At 65.5% G+C, this 21,834-nt stretch carries 20 protein-coding genes; 6 read left to right on the forward strand and 14 right to left on the reverse strand.

Annotation, left to right across the window (positions count from 1 at the left end; genetic code table 11):
- Positions 1-16: 16 nt before the first annotated feature.
- From AC1DNE_RS13185 to AC1DNE_RS13200, 4 genes are all read right to left on the reverse strand, one after another.
- Complete coding sequence (locus AC1DNE_RS13185; protein ID WP_441470238.1) at positions 17-859, reverse strand: carbohydrate ABC transporter permease; 843 nt, start codon at positions 857-859, stop codon at positions 17-19.
- Entirely contained in the window at positions 856-1,734 is an 879-nt protein-coding gene (locus tag AC1DNE_RS13190; RefSeq protein WP_441470237.1) for a carbohydrate ABC transporter permease, read from the reverse strand. Before AC1DNE_RS13190 ends, AC1DNE_RS13185 begins: the two co-directional genes overlap by 4 nt.
- A 124-nt stretch (positions 1,735-1,858) precedes the next feature.
- Positions 1,859-3,148 (reverse strand): ABC transporter substrate-binding protein, encoded by a 1,290-nt coding sequence (locus AC1DNE_RS13195; protein WP_441470236.1) that lies wholly within the window; start codon positions 3,146-3,148, stop codon positions 1,859-1,861.
- A gap of 53 nt (positions 3,149-3,201) precedes the next feature.
- Complete coding sequence (locus AC1DNE_RS13200; protein ID WP_441470235.1) at positions 3,202-4,239, reverse strand: ABC transporter ATP-binding protein; 1,038 nt, start codon at positions 4,237-4,239, stop codon at positions 3,202-3,204.
- 332 nt (positions 4,240-4,571) lie between these two features.
- On the opposite strand from AC1DNE_RS13200, the gene AC1DNE_RS13205 reads away from it, so the two are divergent.
- Complete coding sequence (locus AC1DNE_RS13205; RefSeq protein ID WP_441470234.1) at positions 4,572-5,798, forward strand: MFS transporter; 1,227 nt, start codon at positions 4,572-4,574, stop codon at positions 5,796-5,798.
- 225 nt (positions 5,799-6,023) lie between these two features.
- Positions 6,024-8,030, forward strand: a complete 2,007-nt coding sequence (locus AC1DNE_RS13210; RefSeq protein WP_441470233.1) for a B12-binding domain-containing radical SAM protein — start codon at positions 6,024-6,026, stop codon at positions 8,028-8,030.
- A gap of 33 nt (positions 8,031-8,063) precedes the next feature.
- On the opposite strand, the gene AC1DNE_RS13215 is transcribed toward AC1DNE_RS13210, so the two are convergent.
- The 8 genes from AC1DNE_RS13215 to AC1DNE_RS13250 form a co-directional block, all read right to left on the reverse strand.
- A complete protein-coding gene (locus AC1DNE_RS13215; RefSeq protein ID WP_441470232.1) occupies positions 8,064-9,032 on the reverse strand; it encodes an ABC transporter ATP-binding protein in 969 nt (322 codons plus the stop codon).
- The gene (locus tag AC1DNE_RS13220) at positions 9,029-9,664 is read right to left on the reverse strand and encodes an ABC transporter permease (RefSeq protein ID WP_441470231.1); all 636 of its coding nucleotides are present in this window, start codon (positions 9,662-9,664) and stop codon (positions 9,029-9,031) included. The genes AC1DNE_RS13215 and AC1DNE_RS13220 overlap by 4 nt, the downstream gene beginning before the upstream one ends.
- Positions 9,664-10,293 carry an ABC transporter permease gene (locus AC1DNE_RS13225; protein ID WP_441470230.1) on the reverse strand — a complete coding sequence of 210 codons (630 nt, stop codon included), beginning with the start codon at positions 10,291-10,293 and terminating at the stop codon, positions 9,664-9,666. The genes AC1DNE_RS13220 and AC1DNE_RS13225 overlap by 1 nt, the downstream gene beginning before the upstream one ends.
- Positions 10,294-10,417: 124 nt before the next feature.
- Positions 10,418-11,293 (reverse strand): glycine betaine ABC transporter substrate-binding protein, encoded by an 876-nt coding sequence (locus AC1DNE_RS13230; protein WP_441470229.1) that lies wholly within the window; start codon positions 11,291-11,293, stop codon positions 10,418-10,420.
- Between the two features lie 119 nt (positions 11,294-11,412).
- Positions 11,413-12,084: a DUF1684 domain-containing protein gene (locus tag AC1DNE_RS13235; RefSeq protein ID WP_441470228.1), complete on the reverse strand. Its 672-nt coding sequence runs from the start codon at positions 12,082-12,084 to the stop codon at positions 11,413-11,415.
- 110 nt (positions 12,085-12,194) lie between these two features.
- Complete coding sequence (locus AC1DNE_RS13240) at positions 12,195-13,574, reverse strand: FAD-containing oxidoreductase (protein WP_476766632.1); 1,380 nt, start codon at positions 13,572-13,574, stop codon at positions 12,195-12,197.
- Between the two features lie 102 nt (positions 13,575-13,676).
- Positions 13,677-14,324 (reverse strand): VOC family protein, encoded by a 648-nt coding sequence (locus tag AC1DNE_RS13245; protein WP_476766633.1) that lies wholly within the window; start codon positions 14,322-14,324, stop codon positions 13,677-13,679.
- 298 nt (positions 14,325-14,622) lie between these two features.
- Positions 14,623-15,678 (reverse strand): NAD(P)H-dependent flavin oxidoreductase, encoded by a 1,056-nt coding sequence (locus AC1DNE_RS13250; protein ID WP_441470225.1) that lies wholly within the window; start codon positions 15,676-15,678, stop codon positions 14,623-14,625.
- Between the two features lie 386 nt (positions 15,679-16,064).
- On the opposite strand from AC1DNE_RS13250, the gene AC1DNE_RS13255 reads away from it, so the two are divergent.
- The 4 genes from AC1DNE_RS13255 (at position 16,065) to AC1DNE_RS13270 (ending at position 19,177) form a co-directional block, all read left to right on the forward strand.
- Positions 16,065-17,000 carry a LysR family transcriptional regulator gene (locus AC1DNE_RS13255; RefSeq protein WP_441470224.1) on the forward strand — a complete coding sequence of 312 codons (936 nt, stop codon included), beginning with the start codon at positions 16,065-16,067 and terminating at the stop codon, positions 16,998-17,000.
- 145 nt (positions 17,001-17,145) lie between these two features.
- Complete coding sequence (locus AC1DNE_RS13260) at positions 17,146-17,856, forward strand: SDR family NAD(P)-dependent oxidoreductase (RefSeq protein ID WP_441470223.1); 711 nt, start codon at positions 17,146-17,148, stop codon at positions 17,854-17,856.
- 29 nt (positions 17,857-17,885) lie between these two features.
- Positions 17,886-18,152 carry a tautomerase family protein gene (locus tag AC1DNE_RS13265; RefSeq protein ID WP_441470222.1) on the forward strand — a complete coding sequence of 89 codons (267 nt, stop codon included), beginning with the start codon at positions 17,886-17,888 and terminating at the stop codon, positions 18,150-18,152.
- 275 nt (positions 18,153-18,427) lie between these two features.
- Entirely contained in the window at positions 18,428-19,177 is a 750-nt protein-coding gene (locus AC1DNE_RS13270; RefSeq protein WP_441470221.1) for an SDR family NAD(P)-dependent oxidoreductase, read from the forward strand.
- Between the two features lie 121 nt (positions 19,178-19,298).
- Here AC1DNE_RS13270 and AC1DNE_RS13275 read toward each other — a convergent pair whose 3' ends face one another.
- Together AC1DNE_RS13275 and AC1DNE_RS13280 are read right to left on the reverse strand one after the other, a co-directional pair.
- Positions 19,299-20,153, reverse strand: coding sequence for an amino acid ABC transporter substrate-binding protein (locus AC1DNE_RS13275; RefSeq protein WP_476766635.1), 855 nt, complete (start codon positions 20,151-20,153; stop codon positions 19,299-19,301).
- Between the two features lie 233 nt (positions 20,154-20,386).
- Entirely contained in the window at positions 20,387-21,826 is a 1,440-nt protein-coding gene (locus tag AC1DNE_RS13280) for an FAD-binding oxidoreductase (RefSeq protein WP_476766636.1), read from the reverse strand.
- Positions 21,827-21,834 lie beyond the last annotated feature (8 nt).

The raw sequence follows: 21,834 nt of genomic DNA on the forward strand, positions 1-21,834 counted from the left end.
TGAGCCGGCCTCGACCCTACTTGATGCCTGCGCGCATGAAGCTCTGCACGAACTGGCGCTGGAACAGAAGGAAACCGACGAGGAGCGGTGCCGAGGTCATCAGCGTCGCCGCGCAGATCACCGCCCAGTCGATGCCCTGGTCGGCCGAGGAGAAGACCTGGAGGCCCACCGTCAGCGGCCGCGACTCGACCGAGTTGGTGACGAGCAGCGGCCAGAGGAAGTTGTTCCAGTGGTAGCTGACCGAAACGAGGCCATAGGCGATGTAGGTCGGCTTCGCGAGCGGGACATAGACCCGCATCAGCACCTGCAGCGGGCTCGCTCCCTCGACGCGGGCGGCGTCGTCGAGTTCCTTCGGCACGGTCTTGAAGGTCTGCCGCAGCAGGAAGATGCCGAAGGCCGAGGCGATGTAGGGCAGGGCGATCGCCGGGATCGTGTCGATCAGGTTGACCTTGGCCAGCGTGCGGTAGTTCTCGACGATCAGCGCGTCCGGCATGATCATCAGCTGCGCCAGGATCAGCACGAAGGCGATGTCACGGCCCCAGAAATCCTGCCGTGCCAGCGCATAGGCCGCGAGCGTCCCCAGCACGAGCTGGAAGGCGAGGATCATGGTCACGAGGATGAAGGTGTTGAGGAAATAGCGGGCGAAGGGCGCCGCGGCCCAGGCCCGCGTGAAATTGTCCAGCGTCAGCGGCGCGGTCAGCACGAAGCGCGTCGTGTATTCGGCCGGGTGGAACGCCGCCCAGACGGCATAGGCCAGCGGCAGCACCCAGATGAGGGCGAGCAGGATCGCGCCGATGGATTCCAGCGTGAGCGAGAAGCCTTTGGGCGCGTAAGGGTCTGTGCGCGTCGGGGCGCTCATTGATAGTGCGTCCTGCGTTCGAGCCAGCCGTACTGGACGAAGGCCACCAGCGCGAGCAGCACCAGGAGCACGCAGGTCAGCGTCGCGGCATAGGCCGTATCCCAGAAGCCGAAGCCGACCTGGTAGATGTAATAGAGCAGCAGGGTGGTCGCGTTGTCCGGGCCGCCGCGCGTCATCACCACGATATGGTCGACCATGCGGAAGGCGTTGATCACGGCGTTGATCAGTACGAACAGCGTCGTCGGCATCAGCAGCGGGAACTGGATGCGCCGGAAGAAGGTCCAGCGCGAGGCGCCCTCGATCGCCGCGGCCTCACCGAGGCTGGGCGGGATCGCCTGCAGCGCCGCGAGGTAGAAGATCATGAAGAAGCCGGCTTCCTTCCAGATCGCGACGATGGTGATGGCGTAGAGCGCCGTGTCCTGCGATCCCAGCCAGTTGGTCGAGCGACCGCCGAACAGGCCGATGACCTGCTCGAGCAGGCCGTATTGCGGCGTGTAGAAGAACAGCCAGATATTGGCGACCGCGATCATCGGCAGGATCGTCGGCGTGAAAAAGGCCATGCGGACGAGTGTTCGCCCCGCAATCCTGTCATTGACCCAGACCGCCATCAGCAGCGCCAGCGCGATCGAGGTCGGGATGGTGCCGAGCGCGAACCAGAAGTTGTTGCTCAGCGCCTTCCAGAAGATCGGGTCGCCCAGCATCTGCTGATAGTTTTCGAGCCCGACGAAACGCGCCGGGCGGCGCGCCTTCGGTGTCGAGTAGAAGCTCTCGATGAAGCTCGCGACCGCGGGCCAATGCGTGAACAGGGCCAGGCACGCCATGGCCGGCAGCAGGAGCAGCCAGCCATGGATCGTTGCGGTCGCGCGGTTCGTCATCGGCTTACCGCCCCGTCATTGCGAGGAGTGCGAGCGACGACGCAATCCAGGGACGGCAGGGCTCGACGGTCCCATGGATTGCTTCGCTGCGCTCGCAATGACGGCTGAACTTCATCGACATACTCTACCGGTAGGGCTTGAGGATGCGCTCGGCCTCGGCCTGCGCATCTTCCATCGCCTTCTGCGGCGTCTTGGTGCCGGTCAGCGCCGCCTGCAGACCATCGTTCAGCGCCTTGGTGACGCGCTGGTTCTCATGGGTCGAGAGCTCGGCCACTGCGCTCGGCAACTGGTCGCGCGCGACCAGCGCCTGCGGGAAGTCGGCGACGTATTTCTTCATCGCTTCGGTCTCGTAGGAGGCCGGCGTCACCGCGACATAGCCGGTATCCGCGCTCCACTGCGCCGCGCGCTCGGGCGTGGTGATCCAGCGCACGAACTTGAAGGCAGCTTCCTGCTCGGCCTTGGTCGCCTTCTTCGAGAGATAGAAGTTGCCGCCGCCGGTCGGGCTGCCCGGCTTCTTGCCGGCGGGCAGCACCGCGACGCCGAAGGGGAACTTGGCGTTGGCACGGACATTGGTGAGGTTGCCGGTGGTGGTCCACATCATCGCGACCTTCTTCTCGAAGAAGTCGCGCGGCGTGGTGCCCCATTCGACGATGCCAGGCGGGTGGACCTTATGCTTCTGCGCGAGGTCGACCCAGTATTGCAGCGCCTCGACCACGCCCGGGTTGGCGTAATCGGTCTTGTCGCCCGCCGGATTGGCGAGGATCGCACCGGCCTGCGTCGATAGCCCCTGGAACAGCCAATAGGGGAAGCCGGAGGAGGGGATCTGGATGCCCCATTGGGTGACGTTGCCGGCGGCGTCGCGCTTGGTCAGTTTCTGCGCGAATTCGAGCTGCTCGGCCCAGGTCTTCGGCGGCTTCTCGGGATCGAGGCCGGCTTCCTTGAACAGCTCCTTGTTCCAGTAGAGCACCACGGTGGAGCGCTGGAACGGGATGCCCCAGGTCTTGCCGCCGGTCTGGCTGTTCTCCATGAAGCCGGGGAAGAAGCTGGCGAGCCACTTCTTGTCCTCGTCGGTCTTGATGAAGTCGTCGAAGGGCACGATCGCCTCTTCGTCGATCAGGGTGAACATGTCGGTCGAGAGCAGCACCGAGAGCACCGGCGGCGTGCCGCTCTTATGCGCGGTCAGCGCCTTGACGATGGTTTCCTGATAGGTGCCGGCATAGATCGGCTTCAGCTTGACCGAGGGGTTCTCCTTCTCGAAGCCGGCGGCGTAGTTGTCGATCAGCTTGGTGATCGGCCCGCCGACGGCGACCGGATAGAAGAACGAAAGCTCCGTGCTCTGCGCCCGGGCGATGCCGGGGAGTGCGGTCGCGCCCGCAAGGGCGGCCGTGCCGCCAAGAAATTCACGCCTGTCCATAATATCCTCTCTCCCTTGCTGGGATGGTCCGCACGTCCGACGCTTCGGCCGGTTCAGTTGCGAACCACCTTCCGTTCGGACGCCAGATCGAACCAGTGCAGCGCCGATTGTGACAACGTGATGTAGACCTGTTCGCCGGCTGTGGCCCGGACTTTTCCGGGCCGCTTGATGATGAAGGAATGGCCGTCGATGCGGGTTTCGAGCAGCGTGTCGGAGCCGAGATACTCGACCGCGACGACATCGGCGGCGACACCGCTGTCCGCGATCTCGATCATCTCGGGACGGATGCCGACCGCGAGCCCCGCCGGGTCGAGGCCGGCGGGCGGGGTCAGCGTGCCGCCGCGCGCCTGCACGGTGGCGAGGGGGAGCACGTTCATCGGCGGCGTGCCGACGAAGCGTGCCGCGAAGATCGTCTCCGGGTTCTCGTAGAGCACGTCGGGTGGAGCATCCTGCTCGATCTTGCCGTTGCGCATCAGCACGACCTGATCGGCCATCGTCATCGCTTCGACCTGGTCATGCGTGACGTAGACCATGGTCATGCCGAGGCGCTGCTGCAGTTCGCGGATCTCGCGGCGCATCTCGACGCGCAGCTGGGCGTCGAGGTTGGAGAGCGGCTCGTCCATCAGGCAGACCGGCGCCTCGGCGACGATGGCGCGACCGAGCGCAACGCGCTGCTGCTGGCCGCCGGAAAGCTGCGACGGCTTGCGCTCGAGCAGGGCGGAAAGCCCGAGGATCGAGGCAGCGCGGGCGAGGCGTTCGTCGCGCTCGGCACGCGAGACCTTGCGGACCTTGAGCCCGAACATGATGTTCTCGGCCACGCTCAGATGCGGGAACAAAGCATAGTTCTGGAACACCATGGCAATGCCGCGCTGCGAGGGCGAGGAGTGGGTGACGTCTCGCCCGCCGATCGCGATCGTGCCGCTGCTGGTCTCCTCCAGCCCGGCGATCAGCCTCAGCGTGGTCGACTTGCCGCAGCCCGAAGGGCCGAGCAGCGCGACGAGATTGCCGCCTTCGACGGTGAAGCTGATGGCATCGACGGCCGCGGCTCCGCCCCAGCTCTTCGAAACGGTCTTGAGCTCTACCGAAACCATTCGCAACCCGGCCGTCCAAGCAATCCATATCGTGCCGACGCTGGACGCTGCGACTGTCGGCTATGTGACGGGCGAACTTGAAGATAAAATCGGTGCGGAGACAAGAGCGGGGCCACGCCTGACCACACGTTCCTGCGCCGATGAGCGAAGGACGCACGGTGCTGGCGGTCCGGATACCGCGTCCAACGGCTGGCTTACGGCCAGCGCATGCATTATTTGCATCGCCGTGGCGCCGGCTCACGAAATTGTTTGCGCCCAGGAGATCGTCTAGAGAGCGCTTTCTGCATGCCGGGTGGGAATCGTTCCGGCCGGGCGTGCTGGAAGGCTCCGCGATGACCACCAGCGCACAGACCGCCTCCTTGCCCCAGCGTGCCATGATGCCGGTGCTGATCGCGCTCAGCGTGACGCATCTGCTCAACGACATGATCCAATCGCTGATCCCGGCGACCTACCCGATCATCAAGGAAGCTTATCGCCTCGACTTCGGTCAGATCGGCCTGATCACGCTGACCTTCCAGGTTTCGGCTTCGCTGCTGCAGCCCGCGGTCGGGCTCTATACCGACAAGCATCCGATGCCCTATTCGATGGTCGTCGGCATGGGCTTCACGCTCGCCGGTCTCATCGGTCTCTCTTATGCCGGGAGCTACGGGTTCCTGCTCCTGTCGGCGGCCTGCGTCGGAATTGGCTCGTCGATCTTCCATCCGGAGGCAACACGGATGGCGCGCAATGCCTCCGGCGGACAGCATGGCTTTGCGCAAGGCATCTTTCAGGTGGGGGGGCAGACCGGCGGCGCGCTCGGACCGCTGCTTGCTGCCTTCATCATCGTGCCGCGCGGGCAGGGAAGCCTCGCCTGGTTCTCGGTCGCGGCGCTCGTCGCGATGATGCTGATGATCTGGACGGCATCGAGCTATGCCCGTTTGGACCGCGCTCGTCCGCCCAAGGCCGCCGCAGCAAGGAGCGCAGCGCCCGCGCGGCCGGGCCGTCGCTCGGTCGCCTTCGCGATCACGATCCTGATCGTGCTGCTGTTTTCGAAGAACGCCTACACCGCCAGCTTCACCTCGTTCTACACCTTCTATCTGATCGGCAAATTCGGCATCTCCGTGCAGAATTCGCAGGTCATGCTGTTCCTGTTCCTCGCCTCCTCGGCGGTGGGCGCGCTGGGCGGCGGCATGCTGGGCGATCGGATCGGCCGCAACAAGATCATCTGGTTCTCGATCCTGGGCGCGCTGCCCTTCACCTTGATCCTGCCCTATGCCGATCTGTTCTGGACGGGCGTGCTGACCATCGTGATCAACCTGATCATGTCGAGCGCCTTTGCCGCGATTCTGATCTATGCGCTCGAATTGCTCCCCGGCCGCGTCGGGCTCGTCGGCGGCTTCTTCTACGGGCTCTCTTTCGGACTCGGCGGTTTGGCGGCGGCGCTGCTCGGCGAGTTCGCGGACCTGCTCGGCATTGAGACCGTCTACAGGATCTGTTCGTTCATCCCGATGGTCGGCCTCCTCGCCTGGTTCCTGCCCCGACTCAACGACACCGCTGCCGGAGCGCGCCCGGCACATTGATACAGCTTGAGCAACGCTATTCGCTCAGGGATGCCGGAAGAGTGCGCCTCAATCCGCGCTGTGACGCTTGCTGTCCCAGAGGTTCCGCGTTGAGTTGGTTCAGAGCCCTTCAGATTTTTGATCGGCCAGCCCTTAGGTAAGCCAGGGCTGCAGCTCCGACAATTTGGTTGGCGGCATCATGCCGGCCCTGAGACAACCTTTCCGTCCCGGGTCAGTGCATCGCGGATGGTGCTGCGGCCTCGCCATATCGCTGCGAGCAGGCCCAGCAATCAGCACGTCGGCAAACGCTGGAGTGAACTCTCCCGCGATCCTGGCGGCGGCGGTCGACGCGCACGCCGGTTGCGTTGGCCATCCTTAAGGTTCCCCCAAATTTTGTCGTGCCGCCACATCTTTGGAGGTCCCCCAAGGGGGCCGATTCACCCAACGTATTGTTCGATCGAGGAAATCGCACCCCAGACTTCCGGGCATAGGCCTTGCAATCCAAAGCAGCGAAATCCTCTACGGCTGCCGGGCATCAGGTCCGGCGGGAGCGGTTGCCTCGTCGTGACCGGAGGCAGGGTCCACGCGCCCTGCGTCGCCTCGCTGCGCACGAACAGGGAAGATGACATGTCGAGCGATCGCTGCCGAGTGTTGATGATCTATCCGCGGTTCAACCCGAATTCCTTCTGGAACTACAAGGCGACCTGCGAACTGGCCGGTGCGCGCCACCCGGCCGCGCCGCTGGGCCTGATCACCGTCGCTGCCCTGCTTCCCGCGACATGGGAGATTCGGCTCGTCGACCTGAACGCGGAGGAACTTGGCGAGCCGGACCTCGCCTGGGCGGATCTGGTCATGACCGGAGGCATGCTGCCGCAGCAGGACGGAACGCTCGCCGTCATCGCGCAGTGTCGCGCCTCGGGAAAGCCGGTCGTGGTCGGTGGCCCCGACGCAACCTCGACTCCCGAGATCTACGAAGCCGCCGATTTTCTGGTGCTGGGCGAGGCAGAGGAGATCATGGACGGCTTCGTCGAGGCCTGGAGCGCGGGGACCCGGAGCGGTGTCTTCCGTTCCGAGATGGGCAAGACCGACGTCACCAAGAGCCCGACACCGCGCTTCGACCTCCTGAAGTTCGCGCATTACCTGCACATCGGCGTGCAGTTCTCGCGCGGCTGCCCGTTCAACTGCGAGTTCTGTGACATCATCGAGCTCTATGGGCGCGTGCCCCGCACCAAGACGAGCGCGCAGATCGTCAGGGAGCTGGAGGCCCTCCACGCCCTCGGATATCGCGGCCATGTGGACTTCGTCGACGACAACCTGATCGGCAACAAGAAGGCGCTCAAGCAATTCCTGCCCGTCCTGATCCAGTGGATTCGGGACAGGAATTTCCCCTTCGAGTTCTCGACCGAGGCCTCGATCAATCTCGCGGACGATCCTGCCCTGATGCAGGCCATGAGCGAGGCCAACTTCTTCACGATCTTCGTCGGCATCGAGAGCCCGGATACCGATACGCTGATCTCGACGCAGAAGAAGCAGAACACCCGCCGCAGCCTCGAGGAAAGCGTTCACCGGATCTATAGGGCCGGCCTGTTCGTGAATGCCGGCTTCATCCTCGGCTTCGACAGCGAGAAGGGAAGTGTCGCGCGGGGCATGATCGACTGCATCGAGGACACGGCGATTCCGGTTTGCATGGTCGGCCTTCTCTATGCGCTGCCCAACACCCAGCTGACCCGGCGCCTTGATCGGGAAGGCCGCCTGTCCATCCCCAATGATGCCGACCATGCGCAGGGCTTAGGCGACCAATGCACCGCAGGGCTCAACTTCATGACCAGCCGCCCGCGCCGCGCTATTCTGGAGGACTACAAGGCGGTGCTGGAAGCCGTCTACGCGCCTCAGGCGTTCTTCGGCCGCGTTCGGCGGGTAGGGCGCATGCTCGACTGCAGCAATCGTCGCCTGGAGCTGCCGAAATCGATGGAGTGGCAAGAGCTGCAGTCTTCGTGGCGCCTGATCTGGCGAATGACGACGGCGAAGGGAGGCGTCCGTCGCGAGTTCTGGAAGACCGTGGTCGACTGCCTCACGCACAACCGCCAGGCGCTGCCCTATGTGATGATGATGGTCGCGCTCTATCTCCATCTGGGGCCGTTTTCCCGGCATGTCGTCGCTCAGGTCCAACGACAGATCGACCATTCGCCGAAAGCCCCTTCCAGCCCGTACGCAGCAAGCTCCCTTGTGGCCAGAACGGCAGCGGCAAGCTGAGCGCGCGTGACGATGCGGCCGCGCCGCATTGAGTCAGGCCACGTCGCTCCCGGCCGTGGCGCGACCGGCGCTGCGCGCCCGCAGCGCCGCCAGCGTGATCTGGCCAAGGGGCCGACCGTGCTCGTCGACGATGGTCGCGGCATCGCGGCCCTCCGCGAGCAGCGCCGACAGCACGCCCCGAAGCTGGAGGGAGCCGGGAAGTTCGAAGCCATCGAGCGCATGGCCCGGCTCGACGGCGTCGGCGGCGCTCACCAGTGAGAGCCGGCGCAGCGCACGGTCGGCGCCGACGAAATCGGCAACGAAATCGTCGGCCGGTGCGGCAAGCAGACGATCGGGCGTGTCGTACTGGACGAGCTTGCCGTCGCGCATGATGGCGACGACGTCGCCCATGCGGATCGCCTCGTCGATGTCGTGGGTGACGAAGATCACTGTCTTTCTCAGGCGCTTCTGGATCGCCAGGAACTCCTCCTGGAGGCGGCTCCTGAGGATCGGATCGACGGCGCCGAAGGGCTCGTCCATCAGCATCACCGGCGGGTCGGCCGCCAACGCCCGCGCCACGCCGACGCGCTGGCGCTGCCCTCCTGAGAGATGGCGCGGATAGCGCGACAGGTACTGCGCCGGGTCGAGGCCGACGAGCGCCAGCATCTCCTCGCTACGCACCCGGATGCGCGCGACATCCCAGCCGAGCAGCCTCGGCACGGTCGCGACGTTCTCGGCGATCGTCATGTGCGGGAACAGGCCGACCTGCTGGATGACGTAGCCGATATGGCGCCTGAGCTCGACCGCATCGCCCTGGGCGATGTCGCGGTCACCGACGAGGATGCGGCCCGCACTGGGCTCGATCAGCCGGTTGATCATGCGCATCGTCGTGGTCTTGCCGCAGCCGGACGGGCCGATCAGCACGCAGAGCTTGCCGGCCTCGACCGTGAGGTCGAGGCTTTCGACGGCCGGCTGCGCAGTGCCGGGAAAGCGCTTGGTGACCTGTTCCAGGCGGATCGTCATGCTGGTTTCGTTTGCATCCGATGGGCCGCCAGCCTTTCGAGGCCCGCGAAGATGATCTCCGTCGCGAAGGCCAGGGCCGCGACCGCGACAGCCCCGGCGATCAACTGCGGGAAATTGAAGTTGGCCATGCCGCTGGTGATCAACTCGCCCAGCCCGCCGCCGCCGATGAAAGCGGCCAGCGTCGCCGCCGATACGATCTGGACGGCGGCGGTGCGGATGCCGGCGAAAATGACGGGCAGGGCCAGCGGAATCTCGATCCTCGTCAGCAGTTGGGCATCGGACAGGCCCTGGCCGCGCGCGGCGTCGACGATGTCGGCATCGACCTCGCTCACCCCGGTATAGGTGTTGAGCAGCAGGGCCGGCAGACCGTAGAGCGTCAGCGCGACCACCGAGGGCAGGAAGCCTGTTCCCAGAACAGGGAGCAGGAGCACGAGCAGCGCCAGCGAAGGAATAGTCCGAAGGATGTTGGCGAGCGCAATGGCGGGCTGAGCCCAGCTGCGATGACGCGTCAGGGCGAGGCCGGCGGGCAGGGCGATCAACAGCACGGCGGCGAGCGATACCGCACTCAGCCAGAGGTGGTTCCGGAGGGCGGTGACGAAGGTCTCCGGATGTGCCGAGATCCAGCCATACATCAGGCCTGCTCCGCCTGATGGGCGCGCAGCCGGATCTCGAACCTGCGCAGGCTCTCGTCGCAGAAGATGGCCAGCGCCGAGGTCACGACGGCGCCGATAAAGACCTTCTCGCCGAAGTCCTGGGTGATGCCCTGGAAGATGATGTCGCCGAGCCCGCCGGCATTGATGAATGCGGCGACGGTGGCGACCGAGACCTGCGTCACCACGGTGATGCGGATGCCCGCGATGATCACGGGCAGCGCCAGCGGCAGCTCGATGGCGAAGAGGCGGCGCCATGGGCCGTAGCCCATGCCATCTGCGGCATCGAGGATATCCCGCGGGATTTCGCGCAAACCCGTCGCGGTGTTGCGGATGATGATCAGGAGCGCATAGGCGACGAGCGCGACGATGGCCGGCCAGAAGCCGAGGCCGAGATAGGGAATGAGCAGCGCGAAGATCGCCAGGGCAGGCACGGTGTAGAGCGCACCGGCGACCAGCAGGACGCCGAGCGCGAGGCGAGGGCGCCGCGCCGACAAGACGCCGAGCGGCAGGCCGATCGCCAGCGCGATCAGAAGGCCCGTACCCACGAGCTGGATATGCTCCCAGAGAGCCACGAGCAGGCGGTCGTAGTTCTCGAACGTCCAGGTCATGAGAGGGATCGCCTAGAGCATTTTCGAGTGAAGTGGGCACCGGTTCGCGTGAAGAAAATGCGACAAAACAGAGAGATAGGGCGTTCTCTTGAATCGAAATACGAAAATGCTCGAGCGCTGAATCTCACAGCCCCTTGGCTTTCAGGAAGCTGGCCGCGACTGTGCGTGGCTCCTTCTTGTCGACCTCGACCTGGCGGTTGAGCTCCTGCATGACGGGGTTGTCGAGCAGGGCGTTCACCTTCTCGAGTGTCGCGACGACCTTCTCGTTCTTCGCGATGTCGGGGCGGACGACGGGCGCCAGGAAATAGGGCGGGAACAGGCCCTTGTCGTCATCGAGCGCGACGAACTTCTCGGCTGCGATCTGCCAGTCGGTCGAGAAGCCGTTGGCGATGTCGATCTGCTTCTGCGTCAGCGCGTCGTAACGCAGGCGCAGTGCGGCGAACTGCTTGAACTCGCGGAACTCGGCGCCATAGACCTCCTTCAGCCCGGCGATGCCGTCACGCCGGTCGACGAACTCGGTGCCGGCGCCGAGGCTGAGCTTGTTCGCCACCTTGCCGAGATCGCTGAGGGTCTTGAGGTTGTAGTCCCTGGCCGTCTCCGGCCGGACCACGATGGCATAGCCGTTGTTGATGTTGGACGGCTTCAGCCAGGTCAGGTTGAACTCCTTCTCGTAATAGGCCTTGACGATCTGGCGCACCTTCTCTGGGTCGGTCTCGGTCGTCGTCGCCTTCATCACCGCGTTGAAGCCGGTGCCCGTATATTCCGGATAGAGATCGATCGCGCCGCTCTTCAGAGCCTCGTGCGCGACCAGCGTGCCGCCGAGGTTGATCTTGCGCTCGACCTTGAAGCCGGCCTTCTCCAGGGCGGCGGCATAGAGCTCCGCCACGATGAACTGCTCGGTGAAGTTCTTCGAGCCGATCTTGATGGTCTGTGCCGTAACGGCCGTCACGGAAGAGGCGATGAGCGCAGCAGCCGCGAAGAGCATGGAGATGAGACGCATGGCGGTAAGCTCCTGAGCGTCGGTGGGTGACAGGCTAGCAAGCGGGGCGGCCGGTGCAAGCGACGGGGCGGGAAGCTGGCCTGCCGCGTTGGCCGGCGCCCGATCGGCTCATGCTCGAACTATCCGGTGGGCAGCGGGTTCCGTTCGCCGCCTCGGACCGCTTTCGGCAGGCGATTCTCGGCTGGCGAAAGCGGGCAGACCCAGGCGTCGGAATGGGCGCAGGATGGGAAGTAGGCGAAGTTGAAGTCGAGGATCAGCCGGCCGTCACCGCTCGTGCCGAGATCGGCGCTCTTGATCGTGTCGAGGAGATAGCGCCCGGCGGGATAGGTCTCGTCGCGGTTGGTCAGGTCGCCGAAGGGCAGGAAGACGCCGCCGCCATAGCCGGTGATCCAGTACAGCGTGAGTTCCTTGCCGAGCGCGGCGCCGAGCCCATCGGTGAGCGCGAACGGGACGAGCCGGACCGCCTCATCCTCGCCGAGGCTGATATCGATCGCCTCGCGAGGGCCGACGCTCTGCAGACCGACATCGAAGCGGAGTGCCGGATCGTAGGGGAAGCAATCGATACCGCCGAAGCGGGCGCGTCGTTCCGGCGGAAGCGGCGACTGCACGTGCTCGCGAAACAGCCGCTCGCGCGTGCTGCGCCAAAGCTCCCATCCTTCGTGCCCCGGCATGGAGCGGATCGTCGCATAGAGATCGGCGACCTGCCGCCGCCAATCGTGCAGGCTGGAGAAATGCTGCAGCGAGCCGGTCGTTGACCTGAGACGACCCGGTTCCTGGAATGCTTCGGCCATCGAGATACCTTCCTCGTTAGGACCGCTGCGGCCGCCCCGGCCGATCTGCCGCCATGGGCGGATCACAGAAGCGATGACTCAGCGTCACATCATGTCAGTGGGTACTTGGCTCACGCGATCGGCCGGAGATCTCCGAGCACGGTCGGGATCAGCTCCGAGACAGTCGGGTGGATCGGCACGGCCCATTGCAGGGTCGGGTAGGGGGCGTCGGCATTCATCGTGTCGAGGACGCCGTGGATCGCTTCGTCACCGCTGACGCCGAGGATCGCGGCGCCGAGGATCCGCTTGGTATCGGCATCGGCCACGACCTTCATGAAACCCTTGGTCTCGGCCCGTTCGACGGCGCGGCCTACCCGCGTCATCGGTCGCTTCGAGACCAGCAGGGGCCGCCCGCTCTTGCGGGCCTCGGTCTCGGTCATCCCGACTCGGCCGAGCGGCGGGTCGATATAGAGCGCATAGGCGGGGATGCGGTCGCTGACGCGGCGGCTCGCGCCGTCGAGGAGATTGGCGGCGACGATCTCGAAGTCGTTATAGGCGGTGTGGGTGAAGGCGCCGCGACCGTTGCAATCGCCCAGCGCCCAGATGCCGGGAACGGAGGTGGCGAGGCCATCGTCCACGGTGATGTAGCCGCGGGCGTCCGTCGCGACGCCGGCCTGGTCGAGGCCGAGATCATCGGTGTTCGGCCGGCGTCCCACCGCCAGCAGGACGTGCGAGCCGACCACCTCAGGATCACCGGAGGTGCAGTCGACGCCGACAGCCACGCCGTCCTGCTGCGGCTTGAACGCGATGCAGGTCGCGTTCGTGCGAACCGCTATCCCTTCCTCCGTCAGGATCTCCCGGATAGCCTCGGAGACGTCCTCGTCTTCACGGGCTATCAGCCGCGGCCCCTTCTCGACGACAGTGACCTGCGCGCCGAAGCGGCGATACATCTGCGCGAATTCGAGCCCGATGTAACTCCCGCCCACGACGACCAAGTGCTTCGGCACGGTGTCGAGCCGGAGAATGGAGGTGTTCGTCAGGTAGTCGACCTCGGCGATGCCCGGCATGTCCGGCACGCTCGCGCGCCCGCCGACATCGATGAAGATGCGCGGCGCGCTCAGCAGGGTCTCTCCAATGCGGACGCGGTCAGGGCCTTCGAAACGCGCATGCCCAAGAAAGACGGTCAAACCCTCCATCCCTCGCAGCCAGCTCTCGACACCCGTGCGGGCATTGGTCGCGACGGTATTGGCGCGGGCCGAGACCCGCTCCATGTCGATGCGGATCGGGCTGTCGATCCCGACCCCGTACTCGGCGCCGCGACGGGCCTGATGCGCGGCATAGGCGCTTGCCACCAGCGTCTTGGTCGGCATGCAGCCGGTATTGACGCAGGTCCCGCCGAACAGGTGACGCTCGGCGAAGGCCACCTTCATCCCTGAAGCGGTCAGCCGCCCCGCGAGGGGAGGGCCAGCCTGTCCGGCACCGATGATGATGGCGTCGAAGCTGAGCTCCATGGCGTGGGCCTCCATCCATGCTGGGACGGGAACTACGGTCGTGGCTGTCGGCGGACGTCTCGTTGCGCCAGCGGCTCGCCGCGCCGATGCCGGTCAGCTCGGCTATGGCGCGCCGCTCTGCTCGGCTACCATGAAGTCGGCATACCATTCCGGCCAGTTCTCGTCGTGCTCGCCGGTGCGCTTTTCGTGCTCGCCATGCGCGGCGGCGGCGCGTTTGAGCGCGGCAGCGAGGTCGTCCGACGACGCGAATGCGGTGTTGCCGCTGTCCACGCGTCCGGGGAAGCGCTGGGTGATCTCCTGCAGCAGCCAGCCATTGCCGTCCGGGTCGGTGAAGGTCGCGTATGAAAGATAGCTGCGCCCCTGCGGATCCCGGCCGCTGAGTGCCGGCTGGCCCGGCCCCGTCCGATGGAATACCTCACTGACCTCGGCGCCGCCCTTGACGAGTTCGGTGCGCGCGGCCTCGATATCGGAGACGACGAGATAAAGACCGCTGGCCGAGCCGGGCGCAGCCGAGGTGATGCCGGTGCCGAAATGGATCGAGGCGGGCGAGCCAGGCGGCGTAAACTGGACGACGCGGAAGCTGGCACCAACCGGGAAGTCGGCATCCAGCCGCCAGCCCAATCCGCTGTAGAACCGTTTCGCACGATCGACATCCGCGACGGGAATGGCGACGACCTCGAGCTTCAGGTCGACGCCCGGCACCTTGGCCGCTCCACCCGCAGTTTCGCTATGTTCCTGAGTGTCGCTCATATCGGACTCCTCGCTTTGCGAATGTCCTGAAAGTGGTCCTGTGCTCATATCGGCCGGGGCCGGGTCATGTCGGCAGCTGCGATGCGAAGCGGTTTTTCAGCTGCGTATTGATTGCCATGAGGATGGCATGGACACAGCAGGATGAGCGAAGTCCCGGCTTCGCCCACACCGCCTCGGCAGGCGATCGTCGATGATGCGCATGAGATCCGCCCCTATTCAAGGGCGATCCGCCGCAACATCGATGTCGATATCCGCCTGATCCGACACAGCTCTGCGCCCTTGGCCCCGGCTGACACCGTCAGGAGTCCAGGCCCGCCAGCATCCGTGTCAGAGCGGCGGACGACATCGGCCTTGCGAGCGGGAAGGCTTGGCCGGCCCAAAGCAGGGTGAAGTCGTCGCGACCTGCCGCCTCGGCCGCGCTGCGTAGCGGCCCCAGCGCCGTGCCGGCGGTCGGAAAGGCCGGCGACAGCTCCGACAGCGGTCCGAGTTCCGACATCACGCGGTTGACGATGCCGCGCGCCGGCCGGCCGGTGAACAGGTTGGTGATCGCGGTCGGCCGCTCGCTCATGCCGAGCGCCTTGCGGTAGATCGGCGAGATGTTCGCCTCGGGCGTGAACAGATAGGCGGTGCCGACCTGGACGGCAGCGGCGCCAAGTGCGAAAGCGGCTCTGACGCCGCGTCTGTCCGTGATGCCGCCGGCCGCGATGACCGGGACGGAGACGGCGTCGACGATTTGCGGCACCAGCGCGAAGGTGCCAACCTGCTCGGAGATCCGGTCGGTCAGGAAAGTGCCGCGATGGCCGCCGGCTTCGGCGCCCATGGCGATGACGGCGTCGACGCCGTGTTCGGCCAACCAGCGCGCCTCGGGCACGGTGGTGGCGGAGGCGATCACCTTGGCGCCGGCGCGCTTCACCCGCTCGAACAATTCGGGAGCGGGCAGGCCGAAATGAAAGCTGACGACCTCGGGCCGATAATCCTCGATGACAGTCGCGAGGGTTGCGTCGAAGGGCGTGCGGCCGCTCGGCGTCTTCGGCATGTCCGGATCGAGGCCGGCCTCGGCGTAATAGCCGGACAGCCGTGCGAGCCAGGCTGCCTGCCGTGCCGGATCGTCGCTCGGGGGCGTGTGGCAGAAGAAGTTGACATTGATCGGCCGGCGCGTGCCGGCCCGCACCTTGTCGAGCGCGGCCCTGAGGCCCGCCTCGTTGTATTGCGCGCCCGCCAGCGAGCCGAGCCCCCCGGCCTCGCTCACGGCGATGACCATCTCCGGTGTCGTCGCGAGAGCCATCGGGCCCTGGATGATCGGCAGATCGATGCCCAGGAGATCCAGGAGTCTCGTGTTTCCTGTCGCGTTCACGGTGAACCTCTTCGATTGGTGCCCGGTTGTTGGCGGGCGGGACGGAGCTTAGCCGCGATAGGCCTCCGCTGGGAGCTCTTTGGCGATCGGTTTGCGACGAGGTCGATCGTCAAAGCCAGGATCATCGCTGCGGCGCCGATCACGAACAGCAGCCGGTAGCTTCCGCCGCTGAACGAGAAGAGGAACGAAAGCCCTTAGGCGGCGGCCGCTCTGGATCCCATTGCACTGATGCGCATGGCTCTGACGAGACGACCCGGATGTCGCGCCCGGCTGATACCGGCTGCGCGCGTCGACGAGGGCAAGTGTGCCATCCGGTCGCCGAGGCTCCGCGCTTGACAAGCTGCTGAAACCGCGAAGGTTGGGCGTTACGAGGCTACTGGCACTGCATGGATCGCATCGACGCGATGAAGGTGTTCATAGCCGCCTTGGACGAGGGGAGCCTCGCCGGGGCGGGGCGCCAGCTCGGGCGGTCTCCGGCAGCTGTGAGTCGGGCGATCGCCTTCCTCGAGCAGCAGGTCGACGCGACGCTGCTCCACCGTACCACCCGGGCGATCAGACTGAGCGAGATCGGCGAGCGCTATGCCACCGCGTGCCGCCGCGTCCTCACCGAATTGCAGGAAGCCGAAGCCGTGGCGGCCGGCGAGCGCGTCGCGCCGCATGGCACCCTGACCATCACGGCGCCGCCGATCAGCGGCGAGGAGATCCTGCGGCCCATCATCGACGCCTTCGTCGAGGCCTACCCGACCGTCTCGGTCAATCTCGTCCTGCTCGTGCGGGGCGCGAACTTGATCGAGGAGGGGATCGACATCGCCCTGCGAATCCTGGAGCTGCCGGATTCCGCGATGACGGCGATCCGCATCGGCGGCGGCGTCAGGCCGGTGATCGTGGCCTCGCCGCGCTATCTCAGCCAGCACCCGCGCATCGCCGAGCCCGGCGATCTCAGCAGGCACAGCATCGTCGCCTGCACCGATTTCGGGCGCGACGCCTGGGTCTTCCCGCCCGCGAAGGGCGGCTCGGTTCCCCGCTCCGTCCAGTTCAAGCCGCGACTCATCGTCAACAGCGTGCGGGCGGCGCTCGGCGCGGCCGTCGGCGGGCTGGGCGTCACCCGCCTCCTCACCTATCACGTCGCCGAGCGCGTGCAGGATGGATCGCTCCAGCTCCTGCTGCGGGACGCCGAGCCACCGGCACGCCCAGTCAATCTGGTGCTGCCGCAGGGGCGTTCGAGCGTGCCGAAGGTCAGGGCGTTCCTCGACTTCGCGGTGCCCCGGCTGCGCGCGGACTTCGCCCGGCTTTCGGCCGAGTCGGTGGCGATGCAGCGCTGAGACCATCATTCTTCCGATTCATGGAAGAATGACTGCCGAGCGTCGCGCATTCAGTCGAACGATGAAATTCCCAAAATGGTGGTCACCAGGCCGAGCCGGCCAGGCGGCGTGCATTCCGCGCGCTGTCGAAGAGACGAGGATCATCATGAGCAACGAACGGAAGGTGGCGATCATCACCGGTGCTTCGCAGGGCATCGGCGCCGCGCTGGTCAAGGGTTTCCGCGATCGCAACTATCGCGTCGTCGCGACCTCGCGCTCCATCAAGCAGGGCACTGACCTCGACATTCTCGCGGTTCCCGGCGATATCGCCGATCCCGCGACGGCCGAAGCGGTCGTCCGCGAAGCACTCGCCCGCTTTGGACGGATCGACACGCTGGTGAACAATGCCGGCATCTTCATCGCCAAGCCCTTCACCGATTACACGGCCGAAGACTTTGCCGGCAAGATCGCGACCAACCTCGCCGGTTTCTTCCACATCACCCAGAAGACCGCGGGGGCGATGCTGACGCAGGGCTCGGGCCACATCGTCAGCATCACCACGAGCCTGTCCGACCACGCGATCGCCGGCGTCCCCACCGTACTCGCCAATCTGACCAAGGGCGGCATCAATTCGGCGACCAAGGCGCTCGCGATCGAATACGCCCAGAGCGGCATCCGCGTGAACGCGGTCTCGCCGGGCGTGATCAAGACGCCGATGCACGCGCCGCAGACGCACGAGTTCCTGGCCAATCTCCACCCGGTCAAGCGCATGGGCGAAATCAAGGACATCGTCGACGCCGTGCTGTTCCTGGAGAGCGCCCCGTTCGTCACGGGCGAGATCCTGCATGTCGATGGCGGACAGAGCGCCGGCCACTAAAGCGCAAGCCGAACCAGAAGGAGGCTTTCATGCCGATCGTCACCATCCAGGTCACGCGGGAGGGCTCCGGCCCTGGCCGTACCGCGGCAACCGCCGAGGAGAAGGCCAAGCTCATCGCCGGCGTCAGCCGGCTCCTGCTCGACGTGCTGAGCAAGCCGCTCGACTCCACCTTCGTGGTGATCGAGGAAGTCGATCTCGACAACTGGGGCTGGGGTGGCCTGCCTGTCCCGGAATACCGCAGGCGACGAGCGGCAAATGAGTCCGCCGCAGCAAGCTCAGGCCGGCAATCCGCGTGATATCCAAAGGACTGCCATGACCGGGGCTGGCCAGTCCCGGTCGTTCGATCTGCCCGGCGCCGAGGTGGCGATTACGCAGGTGAGGGCGCCAGGCGCGGTCCTTCTCGAGAGCCCGCGTTTGGTCCGGTGGCCTCATCTGCCGTCAAACCGGCGGGAGCCCGGCCATCCTCGCCCGCCGGTTGCGCAACCCTGCCCGCGCGTTGACGGGTCTTGAAACCGAGCCTGTGACCGCAGCAATAAGGGCGCCAAGACGCAGTCGGAAGGGGAGTGCCCGCATGGCCAAGGAATTCACCGGCAAGCGAGTGATCGTGATGGGCGGCAGCCGTGGCATCGGACGCTCCATCGCGCTTGGCTTCGCGGCGGGCGGCGCATCCGTTTCCATCTGTGCGCGGGGCGCGGGACCGCTCGAGGCGACGCGCCGGGAGATTGAGGCGCTCGGCGTCACAGCTCATGCGGCCAGCGTCGACCTTGCTGACGCGGATGCGATTGCGACCTATGTGCCCGAGGCGGTGAAGGCTCTCGGAGGGCTGGATGTCCTCGTCAACAATGCCTCCGGCTTCGGCCAATCGGATGACGAGGAGGGCTGGGCGGCCTCGCTCAGCGTCGACATGATGGCCGTTGTACGGGGCAGCCATGCGGCAATCCCGCATATGGAACCGGGCTCGTCGATCGTGAACATCTCGTCGATCTCAGCCCTGCGGGCCTCCTCGCGTTCGGCGCCTTACGGCGCCATCAAGGCGGCCGTCATGCACTACACGGCAAGTCAGGCGAAGATGCTGTCGCGGAAGGGCATCCGGGTGAACTGCGTCGCGCCGGGCTCGATCGAGTTCCCGGGCGGCTCGTGGGAAAATCGCAAGACGTCCAACCCCGAGCTCTACCGGGCGACGCTGGCCAATATCCCCTTCGGACGGATGGGCAAGCCCGAGGAGGTCGCCGAGGTCGTGCTTTTCCTCGCTTCGGGCAAGGCCAGCTGGGTCACCGGCCAAAGCATCGTGGTCGACGGCGGCCAACTTGTCGGACCCTGACCTCCGCCCGTCGTCGCGGCTATGACCTTGGCGCGCAGCAACCGCGCCAAGCGCGAGCGCTGGATCGTTGCCCGCTAGCGGACGCGCGACGTCCGCAGATGTAAAGTTCTTCAATCCGCGCTCATTTCGGCACGCCGTTGATCACGAAGAGGGCGCGCGTGAACTGATCGGGCGGGAAGCTTCCAAAGCTACGGGCATAGATCTCCTTCACACGATCCGTGCGATAGAGCTCCGCAAGCGTGGCGTCGACGAGCAAACGCAGCTTTTCGTCGCCACGCGGCAGAGCCAGCGCGTAGGTCTCGAACGTGAAATACTGGTCGGAGAGCTTCATGCCGGAGCGGTTCGGGCTGTTCAGCAGATGGTAGCTGAGGATCCCGCGATCGGCGAAATAGGCGTCGACCCTTCCCGCGGATAGGCTCCGCACACCGTCCGGATGAGTCGGCATCGGAATGATCTCGGCCTGGATTCCGAGTTGCGCCAAAGTCGCCTTCAGGACTTCCTCTGTCGTCGTGCCCCGCAATACGCCGATCTTCTTGCCGCGCAGATCCTCGAGGCGGACGATTTCGCTGCTCCGGTGGAGAACCCCGGCGCCGTCAATGAAGGTCGGGAGCGAAAAATCGACGATTGCGCGGCGCGACATCGTCATCGAAGTCGGGTCGCACAGAAGATCGATCTTGCCATCACGCAGCGCTTCCAGGCGATCCGCTGAGGAGACCTCGACATATTCAATTTTGAGGGCAGGGATGGCTTGCGTCTTCTTCACGCCGGCAGCGACTTCGCGGCAGAGGTCGACAATGTATCCGGATGGCTCCCCCCTGGTCGTCCGATAGGAGTAGGGCGGCGCATCGGCCCGGAAGCCAAGCCGCAATGTACCGGTCTCGCGAGCCCGTGCCAGGGTGTCAGCCGCCGCGCTTGCCGTCGATATCGCCGTGCAAAGAAACGCGATCAAAAACGCCCGCATAATCGCCCCCGTCATCTGGCAAGTATGCGCACACTAGGCCGGCAGGATAAATCGAAGAACGTCGTTTCTGGCGGCAGAGGCTTGCGACGCTTGCGTATCGACGCGATCGCGACCTCCGGCGCGCGGCCGTTCGGCACGCGCGACCAGAGCGTTTGCGAGCGAAGCGGACGCCGGTCCGCGCAAGAATGCCGCGAAATAAAGTGATGAAGCATTTCCACGTTTCGGAGAAACGCGGAAATGCTCCAGGCTCAGGCAGCTTTTGTACTCGTCATCGGCGTCACATTCTGATTCATGCGGAACAGGTTCGACGGATCGTAACGCTGCTTCAGCATGGCGAGGCGATGATAGCTGGCTCCGTAAGCCTCCTGGACACGATCCGCCTCGTCGGCCGGCATGAAATTGATATAGGCCGTCCCGGCAGAAAGCGGTCTCGCGGTTTCGAATAGGTCTCGCGCCCAGCCGATGCAGGCCCGATCCATGCTCTGTTCACGCCATCGCGCATGGACGTTCATCACGAAATGCGAGCTGCGCTGGGGAAACGCCGTGGAGGCGGCGGCTACGCGGCCTGCCGCGCCGCCGACATGAGCGATGAAGATCTCGCACTCCGGGCCCGGCAGCTGGCGCGCCGCACGGATCAGGATTTCGATAGCCGCATCCGAGAGATCGGTGAAATCGTGGCTTTTCCAGTAGTTGCGGGCGCCCGGTGTGAGCAGGGGATCGAACGCCTGCTGCCATGCGGTGAAGGGGGCGGCTCCCACCACATCGGCGATCGGCATCCCGATCGAGCGCAGCCTGGCAGTCGCCTTTTCGCCCTCGGCGATGTCGCCGCAGTAGCACATCGCGAGGATCAGAACTTCCTTGCCGTGCCATTCCGCCGGCAGAAACGGGAGAGGCGGTGCCTGCCGTATCACAGCCCAGCAAGTCAGCTCGTCGGGGGCGGTTTCGAGCGCCGCGCGGTAGTTCTTCAGGACCAGCTCGGCATCGTCGAGCGGATGCACGACGAGGCCGGAAAGGACGTTGGGGCCAAACCTGTGAAGCCGGAACTCGAACCCCGTCACGACGCCGAAATTGCCGCCGCCGCCGCGAAGAGCCCAGAACAGGTCCGGATCCTCCGTCGCGCTGGCCCGCCGGAGTTCGCCATCGGCAGTAACGATCTCCACCGACACGAGGTTGTCCAGGGTCAGGCCAAACTTCCGCGTGATCCAGCCGAAGCCGCCTCCCAGCGTCAGCCCGGCGATACCTGTGGTCGAATTGATGCCCGTCGGCACGATCAGCCCGGCGGCCTGCGTCTCCTTGTCGACATCGGCAAGGGTTGCACCCGGTTCGACCCAGGCACGCTGTGCCGCCGCATCGACGCGGACTGATTTCATCTGCGAAAGATCGATCATCAGGCCGCCATCGCAGACGGCATTCCCGGCGATGCCATGGCCACCGCCCCGCACCGAGACGAGCAGGCCGTTGTCGCGCGCAAAGCGAACCGCGCTGACGACATCGGCGGCGGACATACAGCGTATGATCAGCCCGGGTCTGCGATCGATCATCCCGTTCCAGATTGCGCGCGCGTCATCGTAGCCTGCGTCGCTCGTGTCGAGGATGCTGCCGCTCAGTTGCGCGGCAAGCGTTTCGATGACCGAGGTAGCGATGCTCGTCTTTCCGGCCGTCAGCGTCGTGAGGCTGTATGCAGGCATGATGGCTC

It is taken from the genome of Allobosea sp. 05L423, from assembly GCF_056397745.1.

Excerpts from the sequence above, each read along its gene's own strand:
- AC1DNE_RS13220 (WP_441470231.1), bottom strand. The coding sequence starts at position 9,664 with ATGTATGGCTGGATCTCGGCACATCCGGAGACCTTCGTCACCGCCCTC.
- AC1DNE_RS13215 (WP_441470232.1), bottom strand. The coding sequence starts at position 9,032 with ATGACGATCCGCCTGGAACAGGTCACCAAGCGCTTTCCCGGCACTGCG.
- AC1DNE_RS13200 (WP_441470235.1), bottom strand. The coding sequence starts at position 4,239 with ATGGTTTCGGTAGAGCTCAAGACCGTTTCGAAGAGCTGGGGCGGAGCC.
- AC1DNE_RS13265 (WP_441470222.1), top strand. The coding sequence starts at position 17,886 with ATGCCGATCGTCACCATCCAGGTCACGCGGGAGGGCTCCGGCCCTGGC.
- AC1DNE_RS13275 (WP_476766635.1), bottom strand. The coding sequence starts at position 20,153 with ATGACGGGGGCGATTATGCGGGCGTTTTTGATCGCGTTTCTTTGCACG.
- AC1DNE_RS13240 (WP_476766632.1), bottom strand. The coding sequence starts at position 13,574 with ATGGAGCTCAGCTTCGACGCCATCATCATCGGTGCCGGACAGGCTGGC.
- AC1DNE_RS13190 (WP_441470237.1), bottom strand. The coding sequence starts at position 1,734 with ATGACGAACCGCGCGACCGCAACGATCCATGGCTGGCTGCTCCTGCTG.
- AC1DNE_RS13235 (WP_441470228.1), bottom strand. The coding sequence starts at position 12,084 with ATGGCCGAAGCATTCCAGGAACCGGGTCGTCTCAGGTCAACGACCGGC.
- AC1DNE_RS13280 (WP_476766636.1), bottom strand. The coding sequence starts at position 21,826 with ATGCCTGCATACAGCCTCACGACGCTGACGGCCGGAAAGACGAGCATC.
- AC1DNE_RS13230 (WP_441470229.1), bottom strand. The coding sequence starts at position 11,293 with ATGCGTCTCATCTCCATGCTCTTCGCGGCTGCTGCGCTCATCGCCTCT.
- AC1DNE_RS13245 (WP_476766633.1), bottom strand. The coding sequence starts at position 14,324 with ATGAGCGACACTCAGGAACATAGCGAAACTGCGGGTGGAGCGGCCAAG.
- AC1DNE_RS13225 (WP_441470230.1), bottom strand. The coding sequence starts at position 10,293 with ATGACCTGGACGTTCGAGAACTACGACCGCCTGCTCGTGGCTCTCTGG.
- AC1DNE_RS13270 (WP_441470221.1), top strand. The coding sequence starts at position 18,428 with ATGGCCAAGGAATTCACCGGCAAGCGAGTGATCGTGATGGGCGGCAGC.
- AC1DNE_RS13260 (WP_441470223.1), top strand. The coding sequence starts at position 17,146 with ATGAGCAACGAACGGAAGGTGGCGATCATCACCGGTGCTTCGCAGGGC.
- AC1DNE_RS13195 (WP_441470236.1), bottom strand. The coding sequence starts at position 3,148 with ATGGACAGGCGTGAATTTCTTGGCGGCACGGCCGCCCTTGCGGGCGCG.
- AC1DNE_RS13185 (WP_441470238.1), bottom strand. The coding sequence starts at position 859 with ATGAGCGCCCCGACGCGCACAGACCCTTACGCGCCCAAAGGCTTCTCG.
- AC1DNE_RS13210 (WP_441470233.1), top strand. The coding sequence starts at position 6,024 with ATGGTGCTGCGGCCTCGCCATATCGCTGCGAGCAGGCCCAGCAATCAG.
- AC1DNE_RS13205 (WP_441470234.1), top strand. The coding sequence starts at position 4,572 with ATGACCACCAGCGCACAGACCGCCTCCTTGCCCCAGCGTGCCATGATG.
- AC1DNE_RS13255 (WP_441470224.1), top strand. The coding sequence starts at position 16,065 with ATGGATCGCATCGACGCGATGAAGGTGTTCATAGCCGCCTTGGACGAG.